The sequence below is a fragment of the Pseudomonas sp. B21-054 genome, assembly GCF_026016345.1.
In the GTDB taxonomy this organism is placed as follows: Bacteria; Pseudomonadota; Gammaproteobacteria; order Pseudomonadales; family Pseudomonadaceae; genus Aquipseudomonas.
In genome coordinates, this window is the sequence record NZ_CP087204.1 from 1,428,215 (window position 1) to 1,446,617 (window position 18,403).

Here is an 18,403-nt window from a genome sequence, read left to right on the forward strand (position 1 = left end):
CGGGCTTTTTCGTTTCCGGGTTTATTTAACGACAGGAACGACTTCCAACACCCGGATCAACCCCGGCTGCGGGTAATGCCAGCGAACATCCAGGTCCCAGAACTGCGCGCCATATTCCCGTTCGGCTGTAGGAATCTGGTACGCCGGGCGTGGGTCTTGGGCCAGGCACTGTTCGATCAGCTCCACTAAGGGCTCTGCCAGGCGCGTGGCATGATCCTGGGCTTGTAGCAGGGCTGTGTCTACCCATTGCACGGGGATCAGCTCAGGCGCTGCACTGGCGATGTTGTTGGACGCCGCGTCGATGATGTCGGCGTAAGGTACGTAGGGCTTGATGTCCAACACCGGCGTGCCGTCCAGCAGGTCGATGCCCGAGATCCAGAGCCGACCGGCCTCGACCCGTTCCAGCTTCACCACCGACTGGCCGATGCCATTGGGGCGGTGGGTGGCGCGGGTGGCGAATACACCCATGGACTTGTTGCCGCCCAGGCGCGGCGGACGGACCTTCAAGCGTGGCTTGTCTTCCAGCGCCTGGTGGAACAGGAACAGTAGCCAGACATGACTGACCTGCTCCAAGCCCTGCACCGCATCCCCCTGATCGAACGGCGCCACCAGCTCCAGCACGCCGCGTGCGGCCGGGGCCAGTTGCGGTTGGCGGGGGATGGCGAACTTCTCCTTGAAACAGGAGCGGACGAAGCCGATGGGGGAGACGTTGTAGGCCATTTTGAAAGCTTCAAGTTGCAAGCTGCAAGCTGCAAGCTTTGAACTTGTCGCTTGCAGCTTATGGCTGTTATTTAGGCTCTGACGCGCAGCGTCAGGCCTTTGAGGAAGTTGCGCAGCAACTGGTCGCCGCACGGGCGGTAGTTGGTATGGCCGAATTTGCGGAACAGCGCGCTCAGTTCCGGCTTGGACACCGGGAACTCGGCGGCCTTGAGGATCGCGTGCATGTCGTCTTCCTTCAGCTCGAAGGCCACCCGCAGTTTCTTGAGGATGATGTTGTTGGTCACTGGCACTTCGATCGGCTGCGGCGGACGGCTTTCGTCCTTGCCACGCTTGAAGATCACCAGGCCATCGAGAAAATGCGCCATGACGTCGTCAGGGCAGAACACAAAGCCTTCTTCTTCATCTTTCTTGAGGTAGCCCGCCAGGTCCGCCAGGGACACGTCCAGGCCACCAAGCTTGATGATCTCGATGACTTTCTTGTCGCTGATGTCGAGCATGTAGCGCACGCTGCGCAGTACGTCGTTGTGAATCATGTGTGCAATCCTGATTAATCGGCAGTGGGCGCCCCAACTCGGTGCGGCGCCGGAAAATTAGAATTTCTCTTTGGTAGACAGGTAGCGCCACTGGCCCAGCGGCACCTTGCCGATGGACACGCCGCCGATGCGGATGCGGCGGATGGCGACCACTTTGAGGCCGACCGCCTGGCAGAACAGTGCGATTACGCCCGGTTGCGGGTTTTTCATGGCAAAGCGCAAGCGGTTCTCGTTTTGCCAACTGGCCTTGACCGCTGGCAGCTCTTTGCCCTTGTAAGTCAGGCCATGGTTCAAACGATTGAGGCCATGGGCAACCATGTCGCCTTCGACTTCCACCACATATTCCTGCTCGATCTTGGCGGCATCGGCGGTGAGCTTGCGCAAGATCTTCCAGTCCTGGGTGAACACCAGCAGCCCACTGGCGTTGGCCTGCAGGTCGGCGCTGGCGGTCAGGCGCAGGAAGTGGCCCTTGAGCGGCCGTTTGCCGAAGCGGTGCTCCTCGCTCAAGGTCTGTGGCCCAAGGGAGGCCATCGCGGTGTCCACATCCATGCCCGCCGGGGCGTTCAGTAGAAGGGTCACCGGTTCCGGCGCGGTGGCCTTGGCCTCGGGGTCCAGTTCAACCTTCTGGGTGGTGACCTTGAACTGCGGCTCGTCGATCACTTCGCCATCCACGGTGACCCAGCCGCCCTCGATGAACAGCTCAGCCTCCCGACGGGAACAGCCGACGAGTTCGATGAGGCGTTTGGAGAGACGAATCGGGTCAGTCATGACAGGGCCGTAACAAAAAGAGGGTGGGCATTGTACCTGCCTGGCGCCGGTTAATCGCGGGTCCATTTGCCTCGCGTGGCTTTTAGCCGCGTCGGGCCTTGAGGTCCGGCTGTTTGTAGCGCATGTGCAGCAGCGGGTAGGGCTGGTTCATGCCGTCCCGTTCCGAGCGACCGACCACTTCGAAGCCTTGCTTGAGGTAAAAGCCCAGGGCTTGCGGGTTCTGTTCGTTGACATCCAGTTGATCGGCGTTCAACTGTTCCATGGCGTAGCGCAGCAGTTGCTTGCCCAGGCCCTGGCCACGGTGCTGTGGGGCGATGAAAAGCATTTCGATCTTGCCGGCCGCGACGCCGGCGAAACCGGTGATCCGCTGGCGAGCGTCGCGGGTGCAAATGAGCATCACCGCGTCCAGGTAACGGGTCAGCACCAGGTTCTTCAGCAGCTCGATGTAGCTGTCCGGCAGGAAATCATGGGTGGCCCGCACAGATGCCTCCCAAACCTGGGTCAGTTCCTGATAATCGCCTGGTTTCGGTGTATGGATGACCGAATGCTGCCGCATGCCCGCCTGTTCCTTATGCTGGATATCCGGTGTTTCTCCATACGATAGCCGTAAAAAAGCCCCGCATCTTGTCGCAAGGGCAGGGCTTTTGAAATTTACTGCGGGGTTGGGGTTCGACAGATCAACCGATCTGTTCAGCCCACAAGTCATACTCGTCGGCGTCGGTCACCTTGCACCAGACCTTGTCGCCTGGCTTGAGGTTGCTGCCGTTGTCGATGAAGACGTTGCCATCGATTTCCGGCGCGTCGAAGAAGCAGCGCCCCACGGCACCTTGCTCGTCCACTTCATCCACCAAGACTTCGATTTCACGGCCGATGCGCATTTGCAGGCGCGCCGAGCTGATGGCTTGCTGGTGCGCCATGAAACGCTCCCAACGGTCCTGCTTGACGTCGTCTGGCACCACGTCCAGGTCCAGGTCGTTGGCCGGTGCGCCTTCGACGGGGGAATACTGGAAGCAACCGACGCGGTCGAGCTGGGCTTCGGTCAGCCAATCCAACAGGTATTGGAAGTCTTCCTCGGTTTCGCCGGGGAAGCCGACGATGAAGGTCGAACGGATGATCAGGTCCGGGCAGATTTCGCGCCAGTTCTTGATGCGGGCCAGGGTCTTGTCTTCGAAAGCCGGGCGCTTCATGGCCTTGAGGACTTTCGGGCTGGCGTGCTGGAAGGGGATGTCCAGGTACGGCAGGATCTTGCCGGCCGCCATCAGCGGGATCAGCTCGTCGACATGCGGGTACGGGTAGACGTAATGCAAGCGGACCCAGACGCCGAGGGTGCTGAGGGCTTCGCACAATTCGGTCATGCGGGTTTTCACCGGCGCGCCGTTCCAGAAACCGGTGCGGTATTTCACGTCGACGCCGTAGGCGCTGGTGTCCTGGGAAATCACCAGCAACTCTTTGACGCCGGCCTTGACCAGGCGCTGGGCCTCGTCGAGCACATCGCCCACCGGGCGGCTCACCAATTTGCCGCGCATCGACGGGATGATGCAGAAGCTGCAGCTGTGGTTGCAGCCTTCGGAGATCTTCAGGTAAGCGTAGTGACGCGGGGTCAGCTTGATGCCCTGTGGCGGCACCAGGTCGATCAGCGGGTTATGGTCCTGGCGCGGTGGCACTGCGTCGTGCACGGCGTTGACCACTTGTTCGTACTGTTGCGGGCCGGTCACGGCCAACACGCTCGGATGCACGTTGCGGATGTTGCCTTCTTCCACGCCCATGCAGCCGGTGACGATGACTTTGCCGTTTTCCTTGATGGCTTCGCCGATCACTTCCAGGGATTCAGCCTTGGCCGAGTCGATGAAGCCGCAGGTGTTGACCACCACCACGTCGGCGTCCTGGTACGTGGACACAACGTCATAGCCTTCCATGCGCAGCTGGGTCAGGATGCGCTCGGAGTCGACCAGAGCCTTCGGGCAACCCAGGGATACGAAGCCAACCTTCGGATTGGCTGGCGCGGTAGTGGTGGACATGTCTAACCTCGGTGTAGGGGGGATCGTCTCTTGCCGAGACAGGGCGCCTGGCGCGCCTCTGATCAAAAAGTGCGCAATTCTATCCATGGCCGACGCACTTGACCAGCTTTATACCGGGAAATACGACGAGTGCTGCGCTATGCTTCGCGCCTTTACGTTCTGTAGATTTCTATAGTCAACAAAACGTCTGTAACAACGCGTAAAACAGCGCATGCTGCTTCTACAAGGCAAAGTGCTTCGTTCAGGCAGGCAGGTTTGGCAATCAGGAGTGTTGGATGGGTCATGCAAGTAGTCAGGCGGCGGGTGCCGAGCATTCGGCAGCGAAGCCGGTGAGCATGCTGGTCGCGGCGGTCGGGGTGGTTTATGGCGACATCGGCACGAGCCCGTTGTACACCCTCAAAGAAGTGTTTTCCGGTGCCTATGGCGTTCCTGTCAATCACGACGGGGTGCTGGGGATTCTGTCGCTGATTTTTTGGTCGCTGATCTGGGTCGTGTCAATCAAGTACATGATGTTCGTCCTGCGCGCCGACAACCAGGGCGAGGGCGGGATCATGGCGCTCACCGCCTTGGCGCGGCGGGCGGCAGCGGGGCGGGCGCGGCTGCGGACGTTCCTGGTGGTCTGCGGCCTGATCGGCGCGGCGCTGTTCTACGGCGACAGCATGATCACGCCGGCGATTTCCGTACTCTCGGCCATTGAAGGCCTTGGCCTGGCGTTCGAAGGTATCGATCACTGGGTGGTGCCCTTGTCGCTGGTAGTGCTGGTGGGGCTGTTCCTGATCCAGCGCCACGGCACGGCCCGGATCGGCACCCTGTTTGGCCCGATCATGGTGACCTGGTTCCTGGTGCTTGGCGCCCTGGGCGTGTACGGCATCGCTCAACATCCGGAAGTGTTGCAGGCGGTGAGCCCGGCCTGGGCCGTACGTTTTTTTATCGTCCACCCGGGCATGGGCGTGGCGATCCTCGGTGCCGTGGTGCTGGCGCTGACCGGCGCCGAAGCGCTGTACGCCGACATGGGCCACTTCGGCCGCAAACCGATTGCCCGTGCCTGGTTCATCCTGGTGTTGCCGGCGCTGGTGCTTAATTACTTCGGCCAGGGCGCGTTGTTGCTGGGTGACCCGGAAGCGGCGCGCAACCCGTTTTATCTGCTGGCGCCGAGCTGGGCGCTGCTCCCGTTGGTGGGCCTGTCGACCCTGGCCACGGTGATTGCCTCGCAAGCGGTGATTTCCGGCGCGTTCTCCCTGACGCGACAGGCGATCCAGCTCGGTTACATCCCGCGCATGTACATCCAGCACACCTCCAGCGCCGAGCAGGGCCAGATCTACATCGGTGCGGTGAACTGGTCGTTGATGGTGGGTGTAGTGCTGCTGGTGCTGGGTTTCGAATCTTCCGGCGCGCTGGCTTCGGCCTACGGCGTGGCCGTGACCGGTACGATGCTGATGACCACGATCCTGGTGTCCGCCGTGATACTGCTGTTGTGGAAGTGGCCGCCGCTGTTGGCTATTCCGTTGCTAATCGGTTTTCTTTTGGTGGACGGCCTGTACTTCGCCGCCAACGTGCCGAAAATCATCCAGGGCGGTGCGTTCCCGGTCATCGCCGGTATTGCCTTGTTCGTGCTGATGACCACGTGGAAGCGCGGCAAGCAATTGCTGGTGGAGCGCCTGGACGAAGGGGCGCTGCCGCTGCCGATCTTCATCAGCAGCATCCGCGTGCAACCCCCTCATCGCGTGCAGGGCACCGCCGTGTTCCTGACCGCACGCTCGGACGCGGTGCCCCACGCGCTGTTGCACAACCTGCTGCACAACCAGGTGTTGCATGAGCAAGTGGTGCTGCTGACGGTGGTGTACGAAGACATTCCCCGGGTGCCGCCGCAGCGGCGTTTCGAGGTCGATGCTTATGGCGAAGGGTTCTTCCGGGTGATCCTGCACTTCGGTTTCACCGACGAGCCGGACGTTCCGCAGGCGCTCAAGCTCTGTCATCTCGATGACCTGGACTTCAGCCCGATGCGCACTACCTACTTTCTCAGTCGCGAGACCGTCATCGCTTCCAAGCTTGAGGGCATGGCCCGCTGGCGCGAGATACTGTTCGCCTTCATGCTGAAAAATGCCAACGGCAACCTGCGCTTCTTCAATCTGCCGTTGAACCGGGTGATTGAACTGGGGACGCAGGTCGAGATGTAGCATCAGGAAAACAAAAGCCCTCGTTGCCTTACGGCGGCGGGGGCTTTTTTATGGGCGACACAAAGGCTGATGCCAGAGTCAAGCCCCTGTGGGAGCGAGCTTGCTCGCGATAGCGGAGTGTCAGTTTGCAAAGATGTTAAATCTGCCACCGCCATCGCGAGCAAGCTCGCTCCCACATGAGGGTTCCGTGTAGACACTGCGGTGAAAAAAAGCCCCGGCAACCGCACGGTTGCCGGGGCTTTTTCTCAGGTTTGCATCAGATCACTGTTCGGCAATCTTGTTCTGCCGCTCGTTGATCTCGTCCACCAGGCGCTTGGCCAGGGCCGGGTAGTTTTCGTCGAAGTGGTGCCCGCCCGGCAGCTTGATCGCTTCCCCTACGGCGGTCTTCTCGGTGCAGCCACTTTCATCGGCTTCTTCGCCGCCGTAGATGCACACCACTTTGTCGGCCGGCAGCTTGGCCATTTCCGGACCGGTGGCGGCTTCGGTGCCAGCGTTGCCGAGCCAGCCTTCAACTTCGATCTCGAAGCTGCCGGTGCGGGCGAAGGCCAGCAGGATAATTGCGTCGACCCGCTGTTGTTCGGTGGCCGGCAGACGATTGTAGATCGCTGGCAGTACGTCGGCGCCGAAGGAATAGCCGGTCAGGATGAAGCGCTTGGTGCCCCAGATCTGGCGGTAGTGCTGCATCAGTTCCGTCAGGTCCGTCGCGCTTTGCTCCGGGCTCTTGTGCTGCCAGTAGTAGCGCAGGGTATCGATGCCGACCACCGGGTAGCCGATCTTGGCCATTTCATCGGCCACGTCGCGGTCCAGGTCACGCCAGCCGCCGTCTCCGGAAAGGAACAGGGTCACGGTGTCCCGCGCCTGGCTGGCGGGTACTTCCACCACAGGGATGCTCAGGCCGCCCTTGGCCTTGTCGGTGCCTACCAGGATTTTGCGCAGTTCGTTGTTCAACACCTGCGGCAGGTTAATGTCGTAGTCGCTGATGCTGGTTTCGGCATTCGACTGATCCCGTACGAAACCGGCGCTGGTGTCGTCAGGGTTATCGTTCCAGGCCACCAGCCAGTGGCCATGGGCTGCGCTTTTGGGCAGCAAGTGCGTGCAGCCGGGCTTTTCCAGGGCCAGGTCCACCGACACGGCCTTGGCCTTGTCGTCCTTCTGCTCCGCCAGCCAGCGCCAGGCCAGCACGGCGCCCGGGCCGATACCGCTGACCAGCGTGGCCGGCCCCTGGAGCTGCCGCAGGCCTGCCTGCAGGGCACGACCTTGCAGCATGCAGTCCTTGGGCAGGATCACCTGGACGATCTGCGCCGAGCCGCTGCGGCTGAGGGTCGTCAACTGCGTGTCGCTGAGCTTCTGGTCTTCATTGACGGCCACCAGCACTTGGGCGCGAGCCTTGGTGCCGGGGATGACCCGGGTCATCGGCACGCCATCGGCGGGCTCCAGTTGTTCAAGGGTGGGTTGTGGGGCCGGGCGGTTCCAGTACCAATAACCGCCGCCGAGAATCACTGCCAGCACCAGCAGGGCGGCCACTATGTATCGCCAGGAGCGTTGCATCATCAGCGTTTCACCAATCCAGTCAGGCCGCCTGCAATCAGGGCAGCGGTATCGGCCAGGGCCACCAGCGGATCGAGTCCGGCGGGCACTGCCATGTAACGAGGTTCCCAGTCAGGCTGGAATTTGTCTTTGAAGCGGCGCAGCCCTTGGAAGTTGTAGAGCTGCTCGCCACGGCGGAACACCATCGAACCCAGGCGTTGGGTCAGTGGCGCGCCGCGACGCGGTTGCAGGCCCGACAACGGGACCATGCCGAGGCTGAAGCGGGTGTAGTCATGGTTTTTATAATGCTGGATCAGACCGACCATCATGAATTCCATGGTCAGCTTCGGGGCTTCGGGGTGGGCGCGCATCAGGTCGAGGCTGGCCAGCTCGTGGCTGTGGGTCTCCAGCAGGTTGGCGAATGCCACCGGACGGCCTTCGAAACGGATCACCGCGATGCGGAAATGCTTGAGGTAGTCATCGCTGAAACGGCCCAGGGAGAAGCCTTTCTCGCGCACGTTCTTGCCCGTCAACCAGGCATCGGAAATGACCTTGAGCTCATCCATCGGCGCCTGTCCCGGCTCGTGGATTTCCAGCGACAGGCCGTCACGGGTGCCACGGTTCCAGGTGTAGCGTAAATCCTTCATCTCTTTGCCCTTGGCCTCGAGATCGAAACGCTTGAGGTCGACCCGCGCTTCTTCACCCAACTTGATCGCCGTCAGGCCGATGTCCATGTAGTACGGCAGGTTCTCGGCGCGCACCTGATAGAACACTGGGCGGGCGTGGTGGATGTCGCACAGGTCGCGGAATTGCCAGATCATTTCGGCCCGTTGCTGGGTGGGCCCTATCGGGTCGTACAGCGCCACCAGGCTACGGCCACGGCGGGCATACATCAGGAACGCTTCGTCGTTGGGGTGAAACAGCAACGCTTTGTCACCGGTCAGGGCCAGGCCGCCGTCGGGTTGCGACGATGCCATGAGGATCGTTTTGGCCCGCTCCAGCTCTTCAGCCGTTGGCACGTGGATCACCGGCCGCGCGGTACGCAACAGCCAGGTCAGGGATACCACCACCAGCAGGACCGCGGCGCCCAGCAGCGAGCGCAGGCCGCGAGGGGCGTCGGCGTCGAGGGTGAACTGCCACCAGAGTTGATGGCTGTAGGGCACGTCCTGGTAGGCAAACAGCAGCAGCCAGATCGACGCGCCGAGCACACAAAGGCTGGCGATCAGGAACAGTGGGGAAAATGGCAGCTCGGTCAGGCGACTCGCACGATAAAAGGAGCGCCGGAACACCGCCAGCAGGGCGGCGGTCAAGGTCAGCAGCGTGGCTTCTTCCCAGTCGAAGCCCTTGAGCAGCGAGAGCAGGGCGCCCACCAGCAGCAGCACAGTGGTCAGCATCCAGGCGGCCGACAGGCGACGGCGCAAGCCTTGGGCGAGCAACAGGCACAGCACGCCCACCAGGCTGGCGCCGAAGTGTGACGCGTCGACCAAGCGATGAGGGATCAGAAAACCAATGTGTTCCAGGCGAGTATCGATCTCCGGTGTCACCCCGGAAAACAGCAGCACCACGCCAGACAGGAACACCAGCACCGCCAGGATCGGTGCCGCGAAACCAGACGCCACGCGCAGGGTCTGGCGCGTCTGGAACAGCCGTTGTGCCTCGTTGATCAGCAGCAGCACGCAGGCCACCAGCATCGGTAGCAGCACATAGATCAGGCGATACAGCAGCAGGGCGGCGGCCAGTGGCGCGGCCCCCAGTTTGTCGGCAAACGCGGCCAGCAGGATCGCTTCGAATACCCCGACCCCGCCTGGTACGTGACTGAGTACACCGGCGGCCAGCGCCAGCAGGTACACCAGCAGGAACGCGCCGAATGGCGGTGCTTCGGGCAGCAGCAGATACAGCACCGTGGCGGCCGCGGCGACATCCAGGGCGGTGATGACCAATTGCAGAAGAGTCAGGCGTCGGCCTGGCATACGCAGCGTACGGCGCCCGGCCTTGACCAGCAGGGCGTCGCGATAGGGTTGTTCCGGCAGGCGCCGGCGATAAATGCCGATGGCCAGCACGCAGGTGAGCAGCAGCACGGCCAGGGCAATCGCCCCCAGCAAGATGGCTGGCAGGTGCAGTGCGGCAGACGCGGCGGGCAAGTTGCTGAGTGTTGCCAGGGCCGCCAGTGGCGGCAGCGCGCAGCCCAGTGACAGGCTGGCGAACAGGGTCATGTGGGCGACATCCGATGCCCCCAGGCCATGACGCGCATACAAGCGGTACCGAACCGAACCGCCCGACAGCAACGACAGGCCGATGGCATTGCCGATGGCAAACGCCGTGAACCCTCCCAGGATCATGGTCTGCGGTGGCAGCGTCACGCCGGCATAACGACTGGCGGACCATTCATAACCCAGCAGAATGATGAAACCGGCCACCGTGGCGGCTATCGCGCCAAGCAGGGCCGGCCGGGGCACTTCCAGAATCGAGTCGTGCAGGGCATACAGATCGAGTTCGCTCAGCAGATGACGGCAGGCAATTAATGCAATCGCAAACAGCAGCAGCGTGACGGCAAGGCCAATCGGCTGGCGGTATTGACTGATCCGATCCAGCCAGCGCAATCGCTCGGCCTTGATCGGTTGTGTCGCAGTAACGGAGTCTTGCGGGTCAGACGAGTGAGCGCGCATCAATCACCTCTTGAGCTATGCGCGACAGGATGGGGCTATCCAGCCAAGTTACCAATCCCTGCGGAAGAAAATAATTACAAAATCTTTGTAATGTAGTCTTTTTTGACACACACAAAAAAGGCCACTCTTTCGAGTAGCCTTTCTTGATATTTGGTTGCGGGAGCCGGATTTGAACCGACGACCTTCGGGTTATGAGCCCGACGAGCTACCAGACTGCTCCATCCCGCGTCTGTGTGGCGGCATTCTACAGGCGAACGCTTGAGTGTCAACCGTTAAAAGGTCGTGGGGTCAAATAAGTGTCCCGTCGGCCCTGGGACGGTGTAAATGCGCGAAATCAAAAGGAAATTGTCCTACAGCTTTCAAGCGAGGGGAGGCCGCGATGGGGCGCCGTGACAAAACAGGCGCGCACAAAAAAGGCCACTCTTTCGAGTAGCCTTTCTTGATGTTTGGTTGCGGGAGCCGGATTTGAACCGACGACCTTCGGGTTATGAGCCCGACGAGCTACCAGACTGCTCCATCCCGCGTCTGTGTGGCGGCATTCTACAGAGGATCGAGCAGCTGTCAACCCTGATGTGATAAAAACCTGTTCCGCTTCAAGCGCTTAGCCTTCGCTCAAGGCATTGTGACAGCGCTGTGACGCAGGCCTGGCAAGGGCTGGCGCTCTATTGAGCGGTTCGTTGCGATTGAAGAAGTAAATTTATGTAGGTTCTTTCCGGCCTTTACGAAGGATCTTTCAAACTACTGGTGCTATATACAGGTGTCGATGCGATACTGGTGGCCCGATTCGTCGCACGCTCCGCTCTTCTATGACGCAACGTAAAATCATCCACGTCGACTGTGACTGTTTCTATGCCGCTATCGAGATGCGCGATGACCCGCGGCTGGCTGGCAAACCCCTGGCGGTCGGCGGATCGGCGGATCGGCGAGGGGTGATTGCCACTTGTAACTACGAAGCGCGGGCCTACGGTGTGCGCTCGGCCATGTCCTCCGGTCACGCCTTGAAGCTTTGCCCTGACCTGACCATCGTCAAGCCTCGGATGGATGCCTACCGGGAAGCGTCGAAGGAAATTCATACGATTTTCAGCGATTACACTGACCTGATCGAGCCGCTGTCCCTGGACGAAGCCTACCTGGACGTCTCCGCCAGCGACCATTTCGGCGGCAGTGCCACCCGCATCGCCCAGGACATTCGCCGGCGCGTTTCCAATCAGTTGCACATCACCGTGTCCGCCGGCGTTGCGCCGAACAAGTTCCTGGCCAAGATCGCCAGCGATTGGAAAAAGCCCAACGGCCTGTTTGTCATTACCCCGGACCAGGTCGAGGACTTCGTCTCGGCCCTGCCGGTGAGCAAGCTCCATGGCGTGGGCAAGGTCACCGCCGACAAGTTGAACAGGCTCGGTATTGTCGATTGCCAGCAATTGCGTCAGTGGGACAAGTTGGCGCTGGTGCGTGAATTCGGCAGTTTCGGTGAGCGGCTCTGGAGCCTGGCCCGTGGGATCGATGAGCGCCTGGTGCATAACGACAGCCGGCGGCAGTCCATCAGTGTCGAAAACACCTACGACGTCGACTTGCCCGACCTGGTCAGTTGCCTCGACAAGCTGCCGGAACTGATGGAAACCCTCAGCGGGCGCATGGCGCGCATCGACAGCAGTTATCGACCGGGCAAGCCGTTCGTTAAAGTGAAATTCCATGACTTTACCCAGACCACGTTGGAGCAGGCCGGGGCAGGGCGGGACTTGGGCAGCTATCAGTTGTTACTGACCCAGGCGTTCAACCGCGGCGGCAAGCCGGTACGGTTGTTGGGGATCGGAGTACGGTTGGAGGATCTGCGGGGTGGGTTTGAGCAGTTGGAGTTGTTTGAGCGGTGAGGGCTGGCCCGGTGGGGCTGCTGTGGTGAAGGGATAAGTCCCCTCACCACAAGGGGAGCACTCTAGTTCGCCCCTGGATCCGCCACCAATCGTCCGCCATCCTTGGTCAGTGCTTTGAGGAACTCAGTCTGCAACTCTGGATCATTGCGGGTCAGTTCGATCAGGCTCTGTTCCAGCTCGCTGGCCTCTTCTTCAAGCCCTAGCTCCGACAGGCGCTTGACCCGGTGAACCCATTGGCTCACTTCGTCGTCTTCCAGGTCGTCGTAGATCAAGGCGTGGGCTTCCACCAGCTTGCTGCGCAAGGTGCTGCTGATGCTCAGGGATGAGTCGGTGTGTACCTCGTCCTGGGCGTCCGTCACGCTGATCTGCAACTTGCCGAACTGGCTCAGGTCCTGCTCGGCGAACGGGCTTTCCAGCAGGTTCAAGCGCAGTACGCCACTGCGGTCGGTGCTCAGTTCGAAGGTCTGCCGGGCGGCCTTGACCTCCACTGGGCGTTCGCTCCAGGGCAGGCTCGAATGTTCCGTGCGCTTGTCGCGCTGGACTTCGTCGATACCTGCCAGGTTCTGTTGGGCACGGCCATGGGAAGGCGCGTTCATGAACGGGTTGAGCCCGGCGAAGCCGTAGCTTATCCAGTCACGGGTGACGCTGTCCGGCAGGCTGCCGAGGGCGAACACATTGACCACGTTGGCGCCGACGCCGGCCACCACCGCCACCGCGCCCAGGGGGATCTCGTAAACCTCCCGCCAGGGTTGGTAGGGCGTGTAGCGATCGTAACGGCGGGTGACCTCGAACTCAGTGACTTCGAAGGTCTTCTGCTCGTTGATTCGTACGCGACGCTGCGGCAGGTCGAGCACCTTGGGTTCGCCCACATCAATCTGCAGGCTGTGGTCGAGCAGTTTGCGCTCGACCCGCTCTTCGTGCTCGCTGCGCTGCGACATCTGGTTGGCACAGCCGCTGACCAGCAGGGCGCCGCACAGGGCGGCGCCACCGAGGCCTAAGGTGTTTCGCTTGAACATGACGTCTCTATCTGGTGTCAGCGGCGGATACGGGCCTGGAGGAACGACAGCACGTCGGCGACCGGCAGCGCTTGTGGCTCGGCCTCGGTGCGGCTCTTGTATTCCAGGTTGCCTTCGGCCAGGCCACGGTCACTGACGACGATCCGATGGGGGATGCCGATCAGTTCCATGTCCGCGAACTTGATGCCGGGGCTGGTTTTCTTGTCGCGGTCGTCCAGCAACACTTCGAAGCCGGCCGCCGTCAGTTCGGCGTAGAGCTTGTCGGTGGCCTCACGAACCAGGTCGGTCTCGTAGCGCAGCGGCACCAGGGCTACCTGGAACGGCGCGAGCGTGTCGCTCCAGATGATGCCTTTGTCGTCGTTGTTCTGCTCGATGGCGGCGGCTACCACGCGGGAAACGCCGATGCCGTAGCAGCCCATTTCCAGGGTGACCGGCTTGCCGTTCTCGCCCAGCACTTCGCACTTCATCGCCTTGCTGTACTTGTTGCCCAGCTGGAAGATGTGCCCGACTTCGATGCCGCGCTTGATTTCCAGGGTGCCCTTGCCGTCCGGGCTCGGATCGCCGGCTACGACGTTGCGCAGGTCCGCGACGGTTGGGACCGGCAGGTCGCGTTCCCAGTTCACGCCGAAGTAGTGCTTGTCGTCGATGTTGGCACCGATGGCGAAGTCGCTCATCAACTCCACCGAGCGGTCGATGATGATCGGCAGCGGCAGGTTCAGTGGACCGAGGGAGCCGGCACCGGCGCCGATGGCGTCGCGCAACTCGGCTTCGGTGGCCATGACCAGCGGGCTGGCAACACCTGGCTGGTTGCCGGCCTTGATTTCGTTCAGCTCATGATCGCCACGGATAATCAGGGCGATCAGCTTGCCGGCTTCTTCGGCCCGCACGATCAGGGTCTTGATGGTGCGCTCGATCGGCAGGTTGTAGCCTTCCACCAGCTGGGCGATGGTCTTGGTGTTCGGCGTGTCCACCAGGCGCAGCTCTTCGGTCGGCGCGGCGCGGGACGTTTCCCGAGGCACGGCTTCGGCTTTCTCGATGTTCGCGGCGTAGTCGGAGCCGTTGCTGAAGACGATGTCGTCTTCGCCGGACTCGGCCAGTACGTGGAACTCGTGGGAGCCAGCGCCACCGATGGAACCGTTATCGGCTTCAACCGGGCGGAATTTCAGGCCCAGGCGGGTGAACACGTTGCAGTACGCCTGGTGCATGCGGTCGTAGGTGACTTGCAGCGAGGCCAGGTCGCTGTGGAACGAGTAGGCGTCCTTCATGATGAATTCGCGACCGCGCATCAGGCCGAAGCGTGGACGGATCTCATCACGGAATTTGGTCTGGATCTGGTACAGGTTGATCGGCAGCTGCTTATAGCTGCTCAACTCGTTGCGCATCAGGTCGGTGATCACTTCTTCGTGGGTTGGGCCTGCACAGAAGTCGCGACCGTGACGGTCTTTGATGCGCAGCAGCTCAGGGCCGTATTCTTCCCAGCGCCCCGATTCCTGCCACAGCTCGGCCGGTTGGGTGCCCGGCATCAATACTTCCAGGGCGCCAGCGGCGTCCATCTCTTCACGAACGATGGCTTCCACCTTGCGCATGACGCGCAAACCCATCGGCAGCCAGGTGTACAGGCCGGAAGCGAGCTTGCGGATCATGCCGGCACGCAGCATCAGCTGATGGCTGATCACGACGGCGTCGGAAGGCGTTTCTTTCTGTGTGGCGAGCAAATATTGACTGGTGCGCATGGTTGGCCGTTGTCGGTTGCTGATGACGAGAAGTGACGGAGCATTGTACGGGCGAGATGCCCTGGCGTACAGGCGCGTGGCCGCTCGCCAGGTGCAAGCGCCGGTTTCGTCGGCGCCTGCTGAAGTTTCCTACGACTCTTCCGCGGGTCGGGTTGGCGTCGGTTCTTTGGCCGGTTCCGGCTCCTGGCGGCGGTTCTCCTGGAACCAGTGCAAGGCAATCAGGAGCAAGGTCGGAACGCCCAGCAGGGCGGTAATCAGGAAGAAATTGTGATAGCCGAATTTCTCCACCATCACCCCGGAATAGCCACCGATCAGGCGTGGCAGCAGCAGCATGATCGAGCTGAGCAGGGCGTATTGGGTGGCGGAGAACTTCAGGTTGGTCAGGCTCGACAGGTAGGCGACGAACGCCGAGGTGGCCAGGCCGGAGCTGAAGTTGTCCAGGGAGATGGTGACGATCAGCATCTTCAGGTTGGCGCCCATGTCGGTGAGCATCAGGAAGAGGATGTTGGTGCCGGCCGAGGCGACGCCGCCGATGAACAGGATGGGCAGGATGCCGAAGCGCACGATCAGCAAGCCGCCCATGCCGGCGCCGACGAGGGTCATGATCAAGCCGAAAATCTTGCTGACGCTGGCGATCTGGTCCTTGGTGAAGCCTTGGTCGATATAGAACACGTTGGCCATGACGCCCATGACCGTGTCGGACATCCGGTAGGTCGCGATCAGCCCGAGCAGCAGAAGGGCCTGCCAGCGATAGCGCAGGATGAAGTCGTTGACGGGCGTCAGCACCGGCGCCAGCCCACGGCGGCCCACGGCGGACAGGCACAAGGCCGTGAGGAGGATATAGAGGATGGCTCGCAGGAAGGCGCGGTCCTGGAGCAACAGGTCGAGCAGGCTGACGCCTTCGAACAGCACGCTGGCGAAATCGGTGTTGTAGAGCTGGGTGAACATCGCCGGCACTGACACCAGCAGCACGATCAGCACAAACACCGAGGCCAACTGGTGAGCGAACGTGTAGCGCCCGGCCTGCAATTGAGTGCGCAGCGGCACTGGCGGTTCACGCATGAACAGGGAGGTGAGCAGCGCCGGGACCATCAATACGCCGAACAGCAGGTACGTACCGGCCCAGGCCGAGTGCTTATAGTTGAAACCGGTGGAACCGAAGCCTTCGGCGAAGAACAGGGCGCCGGCGGTGGCCAGGAGTGCGGCGATGCGGTAACCGGACATGTAGCTGGCGGCGAGTGCGGCCTGGCGGGTGTCGTCGGCGATTTCCAGGCGATAGGCGTCGACGGCGATGTCCTGGGTGGCCGAGGCGAAGGCCACGATCACGGCGATGGCAATCAACCATGACAGGTGTTTTTGCGGATCGCAGAAGCCCATGCCGATCAGGCCAAGGATCACCAGGCCCTGGGAAAGCACCAGCCATGAACGCCGACGCCCGAGTTTCCCCAGCAGCGGCAGGCGCCATTGGTCGAGTAGGGGCGACCAGACCCATTTAAAGGCGTACGCCAGGCCGATCAGGCTTGCGTATCCGATGGTTTCGCGGGCCACGCCGGCCTCGCGCAACCAGACTGACAGCGTGGAAAACACCAGCATGTATGGCAAGCCGGCGGCGAAGCCAAGCAGCAACAGCACGAGCGTCGAGGGACTGGCATAGGCGGCGAGGGCGGCGCGCCAGGTTTTACGGGGCATGGGCTGGAGTCTGCCTCAAAAATTGCGAAAACAAAGCGCGCACTCTAACCGCTGTGCTCTACCGGGCGCCAGCCATGGCGCTGAATATCAACACGATTATTCAGGACACTGATCCCTTCCATGCGCAGCCGTGCGCGTTGTTCGTCCCCCGAGGTGCTGCCCGCCGGCAGGCTGATCCGACCGCCGGCACCCAACACTCGATGCCAGGGCAGCTTGGTGTCGTTCGGCAATTGGCTGAGGGTGCGCCCTACCCAGCGCGCGGCGCGGCCCAGGCCGGCCATTTCGGCGAGCTGACCGTAGGTGACCACCTTGCCGGCCGGTACTTGGGCCAGGGTCAGGTAAAGGGTGGTGCGGCGGATTTGCGCGGCGTTCTCGGTGGCCGCTGGGGGCGCGCTCATAAAAGGTTCCTGAAAGGGATGTCCGTCTGTAGATTAATTCCTACAAGGCTGGTTGAGAAATGAACTCATCACCCATATGCGGGTCAGTCGTTGCTGAGGTGTCATCCTGGGGGATAATGCCGCCTTTTCACTGAAAACTTGAGCCCATTATCGCTTATGTTGTCTAGAACCCTGCTATGCCTAGCTGTCACCAGCGCCTCCATGCCCTTGCTTGCCGATACCGTCTGGTTGAAGAACGGCGACAAGCTCACCGGTAAGATCACCGTTTTCGATGGCGGCAAATTGCTGATCCAGACCGATTACGCCGGTGCGGTTCCTATCGATTGGAAACAGGTCAAGACCCTTGAGAGCGACCAGCAATTGCTGGTCAAGCAGGATGCCTACACGGGTGAGAAAGCCAAGGCCCTGCACGCCGCCGAGGACGGCAAGGTCACGCTAGCCAACGGCGATGCGCCCAAGACCGTCGAGCTGGCCAGCATCCAGCAAATCCTCAAGCCCAAGCCGGTGGTCGAGGACCTGGTATGGAAGGGCAATATCGATGCCGCGCTGGATTACAAGCGTGCGGAAAACGATACCGACGATTACGACGTCGACTTCAAGACCTCGGCGCGCCACGGCAGATGGCGGCATAACGCTGAAGGCGAATACAACCGTGAATTCCAGGATGACGTGGTGTCGACCGACAACTGGCGCCTGGAGTATTCCCTCGACCGGTTTCTCACCGATAAATGGTTTTGGCAAGGTCGCTTGAATTACAAGCGCGACAAGGTCGAGGACCTGGCGCGCCAGCGCGTCGTGGGTACCGGTCCGGGCTACCAGTTCTGGGATGACGAACTCGGCGCGTTCTCGCTGGGCTCGCTGCTCAACCGCACCGACTATGAATACCGCGATGGCGGCAAGGACAACTTCTATTCCGTGGCCATGAAGTGGGACTACAACCGCTACCTGATTGGCAAGCGCGTCGAGTTCTTCACCAATGGCGAAGTGGGCAAGCCGCTGTCTGATGTGGCGGACTACGCCTACGACGCCGAGGTGGGGTTGCGTTACAAGGTCACCGATTGGGCGTCGCTCAACCTCAAGGCCGAGAAGGATGTCATCGAGGGCACTGAAGACAGTGACTTGAGCAAGACGCGCTACACGGCAGGGTTTGGCGTGACCTGGTAATTCGGGCTCACCCACCCACACACCTGTGGGAGCGAGCTTGCTCGCGATTGCGTTCTGTCAGCCAACGTTGATGTTGCTGATCCACCGCTATCGCGAGCAAGCTCGCTCCCACAGTTTTTTGTGCGC

14 protein-coding genes and 2 tRNA genes are annotated in these 18,403 nt (G+C 61.4%); 3 read left to right on the forward strand and 13 right to left on the reverse strand.

The genetic code is table 11. The features are described from left to right. Positions 1 to 21: 21 nt before the first annotated feature. The 5 genes from tsaA to rimO form a co-directional block, all read right to left on the reverse strand. Entirely contained in the window at positions 22 to 720 is a 699-nt protein-coding gene (gene tsaA, locus LOY70_RS06305) for a tRNA (N6-threonylcarbamoyladenosine(37)-N6)-methyltransferase TrmO (protein WP_265034221.1), read from the reverse strand. A 71-nt stretch (positions 721 to 791) separates the two neighbouring features. Beyond that, a complete protein-coding gene (locus LOY70_RS06310; protein ID WP_265034222.1) occupies positions 792 to 1,253 on the reverse strand; it encodes a DUF1456 family protein in 462 nt (153 codons plus the stop codon). 57 nt (positions 1,254 to 1,310) lie between these two features. Further along, complete coding sequence (locus LOY70_RS06315; protein ID WP_265034224.1) at positions 1,311 to 2,021, reverse strand: rRNA pseudouridine synthase; 711 nt, start codon at positions 2,019 to 2,021, stop codon at positions 1,311 to 1,313. 82 nt (positions 2,022 to 2,103) lie between these two features. After that, complete coding sequence (locus LOY70_RS06320; RefSeq protein WP_265034225.1) at positions 2,104 to 2,577, reverse strand: GNAT family N-acetyltransferase; 474 nt, start codon at positions 2,575 to 2,577, stop codon at positions 2,104 to 2,106. 121 nt (positions 2,578 to 2,698) lie between these two features. Beyond that, positions 2,699 to 4,039 carry a 30S ribosomal protein S12 methylthiotransferase RimO gene (gene rimO, locus LOY70_RS06325; RefSeq protein WP_025212174.1) on the reverse strand — a complete coding sequence of 447 codons (1,341 nt, stop codon included), beginning with the start codon at positions 4,037 to 4,039 and terminating at the stop codon, positions 2,699 to 2,701. 335 nt (positions 4,040 to 4,374) lie between these two features. Here rimO and LOY70_RS06330 point away from each other — a divergent pair, with 335 nt between their 5' ends. Continuing rightward, positions 4,375 to 6,216 carry a potassium transporter Kup gene (locus tag LOY70_RS06330; protein ID WP_413776638.1) on the forward strand — a complete coding sequence of 614 codons (1,842 nt, stop codon included), beginning with the start codon at positions 4,375 to 4,377 and terminating at the stop codon, positions 6,214 to 6,216. A 261-nt stretch (positions 6,217 to 6,477) separates the two neighbouring features. Here the strand turns inward: LOY70_RS06330 and LOY70_RS06335 are convergent, their stop codons facing one another. The 4 genes from LOY70_RS06335 to LOY70_RS06350 all read right to left on the reverse strand — a co-directional run bounded on the left by LOY70_RS06335 (position 6,478) and on the right by LOY70_RS06350 (position 10,933). Continuing rightward, complete coding sequence (locus tag LOY70_RS06335; RefSeq protein ID WP_265034228.1) at positions 6,478 to 7,767, reverse strand: virulence factor family protein; 1,290 nt, start codon at positions 7,765 to 7,767, stop codon at positions 6,478 to 6,480. Continuing rightward, positions 7,767 to 10,409, reverse strand: a complete 2,643-nt coding sequence (gene mprF / locus LOY70_RS06340) for a bifunctional lysylphosphatidylglycerol flippase/synthetase MprF (protein ID WP_265034229.1) — start codon at positions 10,407 to 10,409, stop codon at positions 7,767 to 7,769. Before mprF ends, LOY70_RS06335 begins: the two co-directional genes overlap by 1 nt. A gap of 151 nt (positions 10,410 to 10,560) precedes the next feature. Further along, a tRNA-Met gene (locus LOY70_RS06345) sits at positions 10,561 to 10,637 on the reverse strand. A gap of 219 nt (positions 10,638 to 10,856) precedes the next feature. Beyond that, a tRNA-Met gene (locus LOY70_RS06350) sits at positions 10,857 to 10,933 on the reverse strand. A 282-nt stretch (positions 10,934 to 11,215) separates the two neighbouring features. On the opposite strand from LOY70_RS06350, the gene dinB reads away from it, so the two are divergent. Next, positions 11,216 to 12,277 (forward strand): DNA polymerase IV, encoded by a 1,062-nt coding sequence (dinB, locus tag LOY70_RS06355; RefSeq protein WP_123342475.1) that lies wholly within the window; start codon positions 11,216 to 11,218, stop codon positions 12,275 to 12,277. A gap of 62 nt (positions 12,278 to 12,339) precedes the next feature. Here the strand turns inward: dinB and LOY70_RS06360 are convergent, their stop codons facing one another. The 4 genes from LOY70_RS06360 to LOY70_RS06375 form a co-directional block, all read right to left on the reverse strand. Beyond that, positions 12,340 to 13,293, reverse strand: coding sequence for a hypothetical protein (locus LOY70_RS06360; RefSeq protein ID WP_265034232.1), 954 nt, complete (start codon positions 13,291 to 13,293; stop codon positions 12,340 to 12,342). Positions 13,294 to 13,310: 17 nt separating this feature from the next. After that, the gene (locus LOY70_RS06365) at positions 13,311 to 15,026 is read right to left on the reverse strand and encodes a proline--tRNA ligase (RefSeq protein ID WP_265034233.1); all 1,716 of its coding nucleotides are present in this window, start codon (positions 15,024 to 15,026) and stop codon (positions 13,311 to 13,313) included. A gap of 129 nt (positions 15,027 to 15,155) precedes the next feature. Next, complete coding sequence (locus LOY70_RS06370) at positions 15,156 to 16,715, reverse strand: AmpG family muropeptide MFS transporter (RefSeq protein ID WP_265034234.1); 1,560 nt, start codon at positions 16,713 to 16,715, stop codon at positions 15,156 to 15,158. Between the two features lie 44 nt (positions 16,716 to 16,759). Further along, positions 16,760 to 17,113, reverse strand: a complete 354-nt coding sequence (locus tag LOY70_RS06375) for an MGMT family protein (protein WP_265034235.1) — start codon at positions 17,111 to 17,113, stop codon at positions 16,760 to 16,762. A gap of 156 nt (positions 17,114 to 17,269) precedes the next feature. On the opposite strand from LOY70_RS06375, the gene LOY70_RS06380 reads away from it, so the two are divergent. After that, entirely contained in the window at positions 17,270 to 18,277 is a 1,008-nt protein-coding gene (locus tag LOY70_RS06380; protein ID WP_265034236.1) for a DUF481 domain-containing protein, read from the forward strand. The last annotated feature ends 126 nt before the right edge of the window (positions 18,278 to 18,403 follow it).

Coding starts and splice junctions, on each gene's coding strand:
- LOY70_RS06335 (WP_265034228.1), bottom strand. CDS start 7,767: ATGATGCAACGCTCCTGGCGATACATAGTGGCCGCCCTGCTGGTGCTG.
- LOY70_RS06310 (WP_265034222.1), bottom strand. CDS start 1,253: ATGATTCACAACGACGTACTGCGCAGCGTGCGCTACATGCTCGACATC.
- LOY70_RS06330 (WP_413776638.1), top strand. CDS start 4,375: ATGCTGGTCGCGGCGGTCGGGGTGGTTTATGGCGACATCGGCACGAGC.
- LOY70_RS06315 (WP_265034224.1), bottom strand. CDS start 2,021: ATGACTGACCCGATTCGTCTCTCCAAACGCCTCATCGAACTCGTCGGC.
- LOY70_RS06370 (WP_265034234.1), bottom strand. CDS start 16,715: ATGCCCCGTAAAACCTGGCGCGCCGCCCTCGCCGCCTATGCCAGTCCC.
- rimO (WP_025212174.1), bottom strand. CDS start 4,039: ATGTCCACCACTACCGCGCCAGCCAATCCGAAGGTTGGCTTCGTATCC.
- LOY70_RS06375 (WP_265034235.1), bottom strand. CDS start 17,113: ATGAGCGCGCCCCCAGCGGCCACCGAGAACGCCGCGCAAATCCGCCGC.
- dinB (WP_123342475.1), top strand. CDS start 11,216: ATGACGCAACGTAAAATCATCCACGTCGACTGTGACTGTTTCTATGCC.
- LOY70_RS06320 (WP_265034225.1), bottom strand. CDS start 2,577: ATGCGGCAGCATTCGGTCATCCATACACCGAAACCAGGCGATTATCAG.
- tsaA (WP_265034221.1), bottom strand. CDS start 720: ATGGCCTACAACGTCTCCCCCATCGGCTTCGTCCGCTCCTGTTTCAAG.
- LOY70_RS06380 (WP_265034236.1), top strand. CDS start 17,270: ATGTTGTCTAGAACCCTGCTATGCCTAGCTGTCACCAGCGCCTCCATG.
- LOY70_RS06360 (WP_265034232.1), bottom strand. CDS start 13,293: ATGTTCAAGCGAAACACCTTAGGCCTCGGTGGCGCCGCCCTGTGCGGC.
- mprF (WP_265034229.1), bottom strand. CDS start 10,409: ATGCGCGCTCACTCGTCTGACCCGCAAGACTCCGTTACTGCGACACAA.
- LOY70_RS06365 (WP_265034233.1), bottom strand. CDS start 15,026: ATGCGCACCAGTCAATATTTGCTCGCCACACAGAAAGAAACGCCTTCC.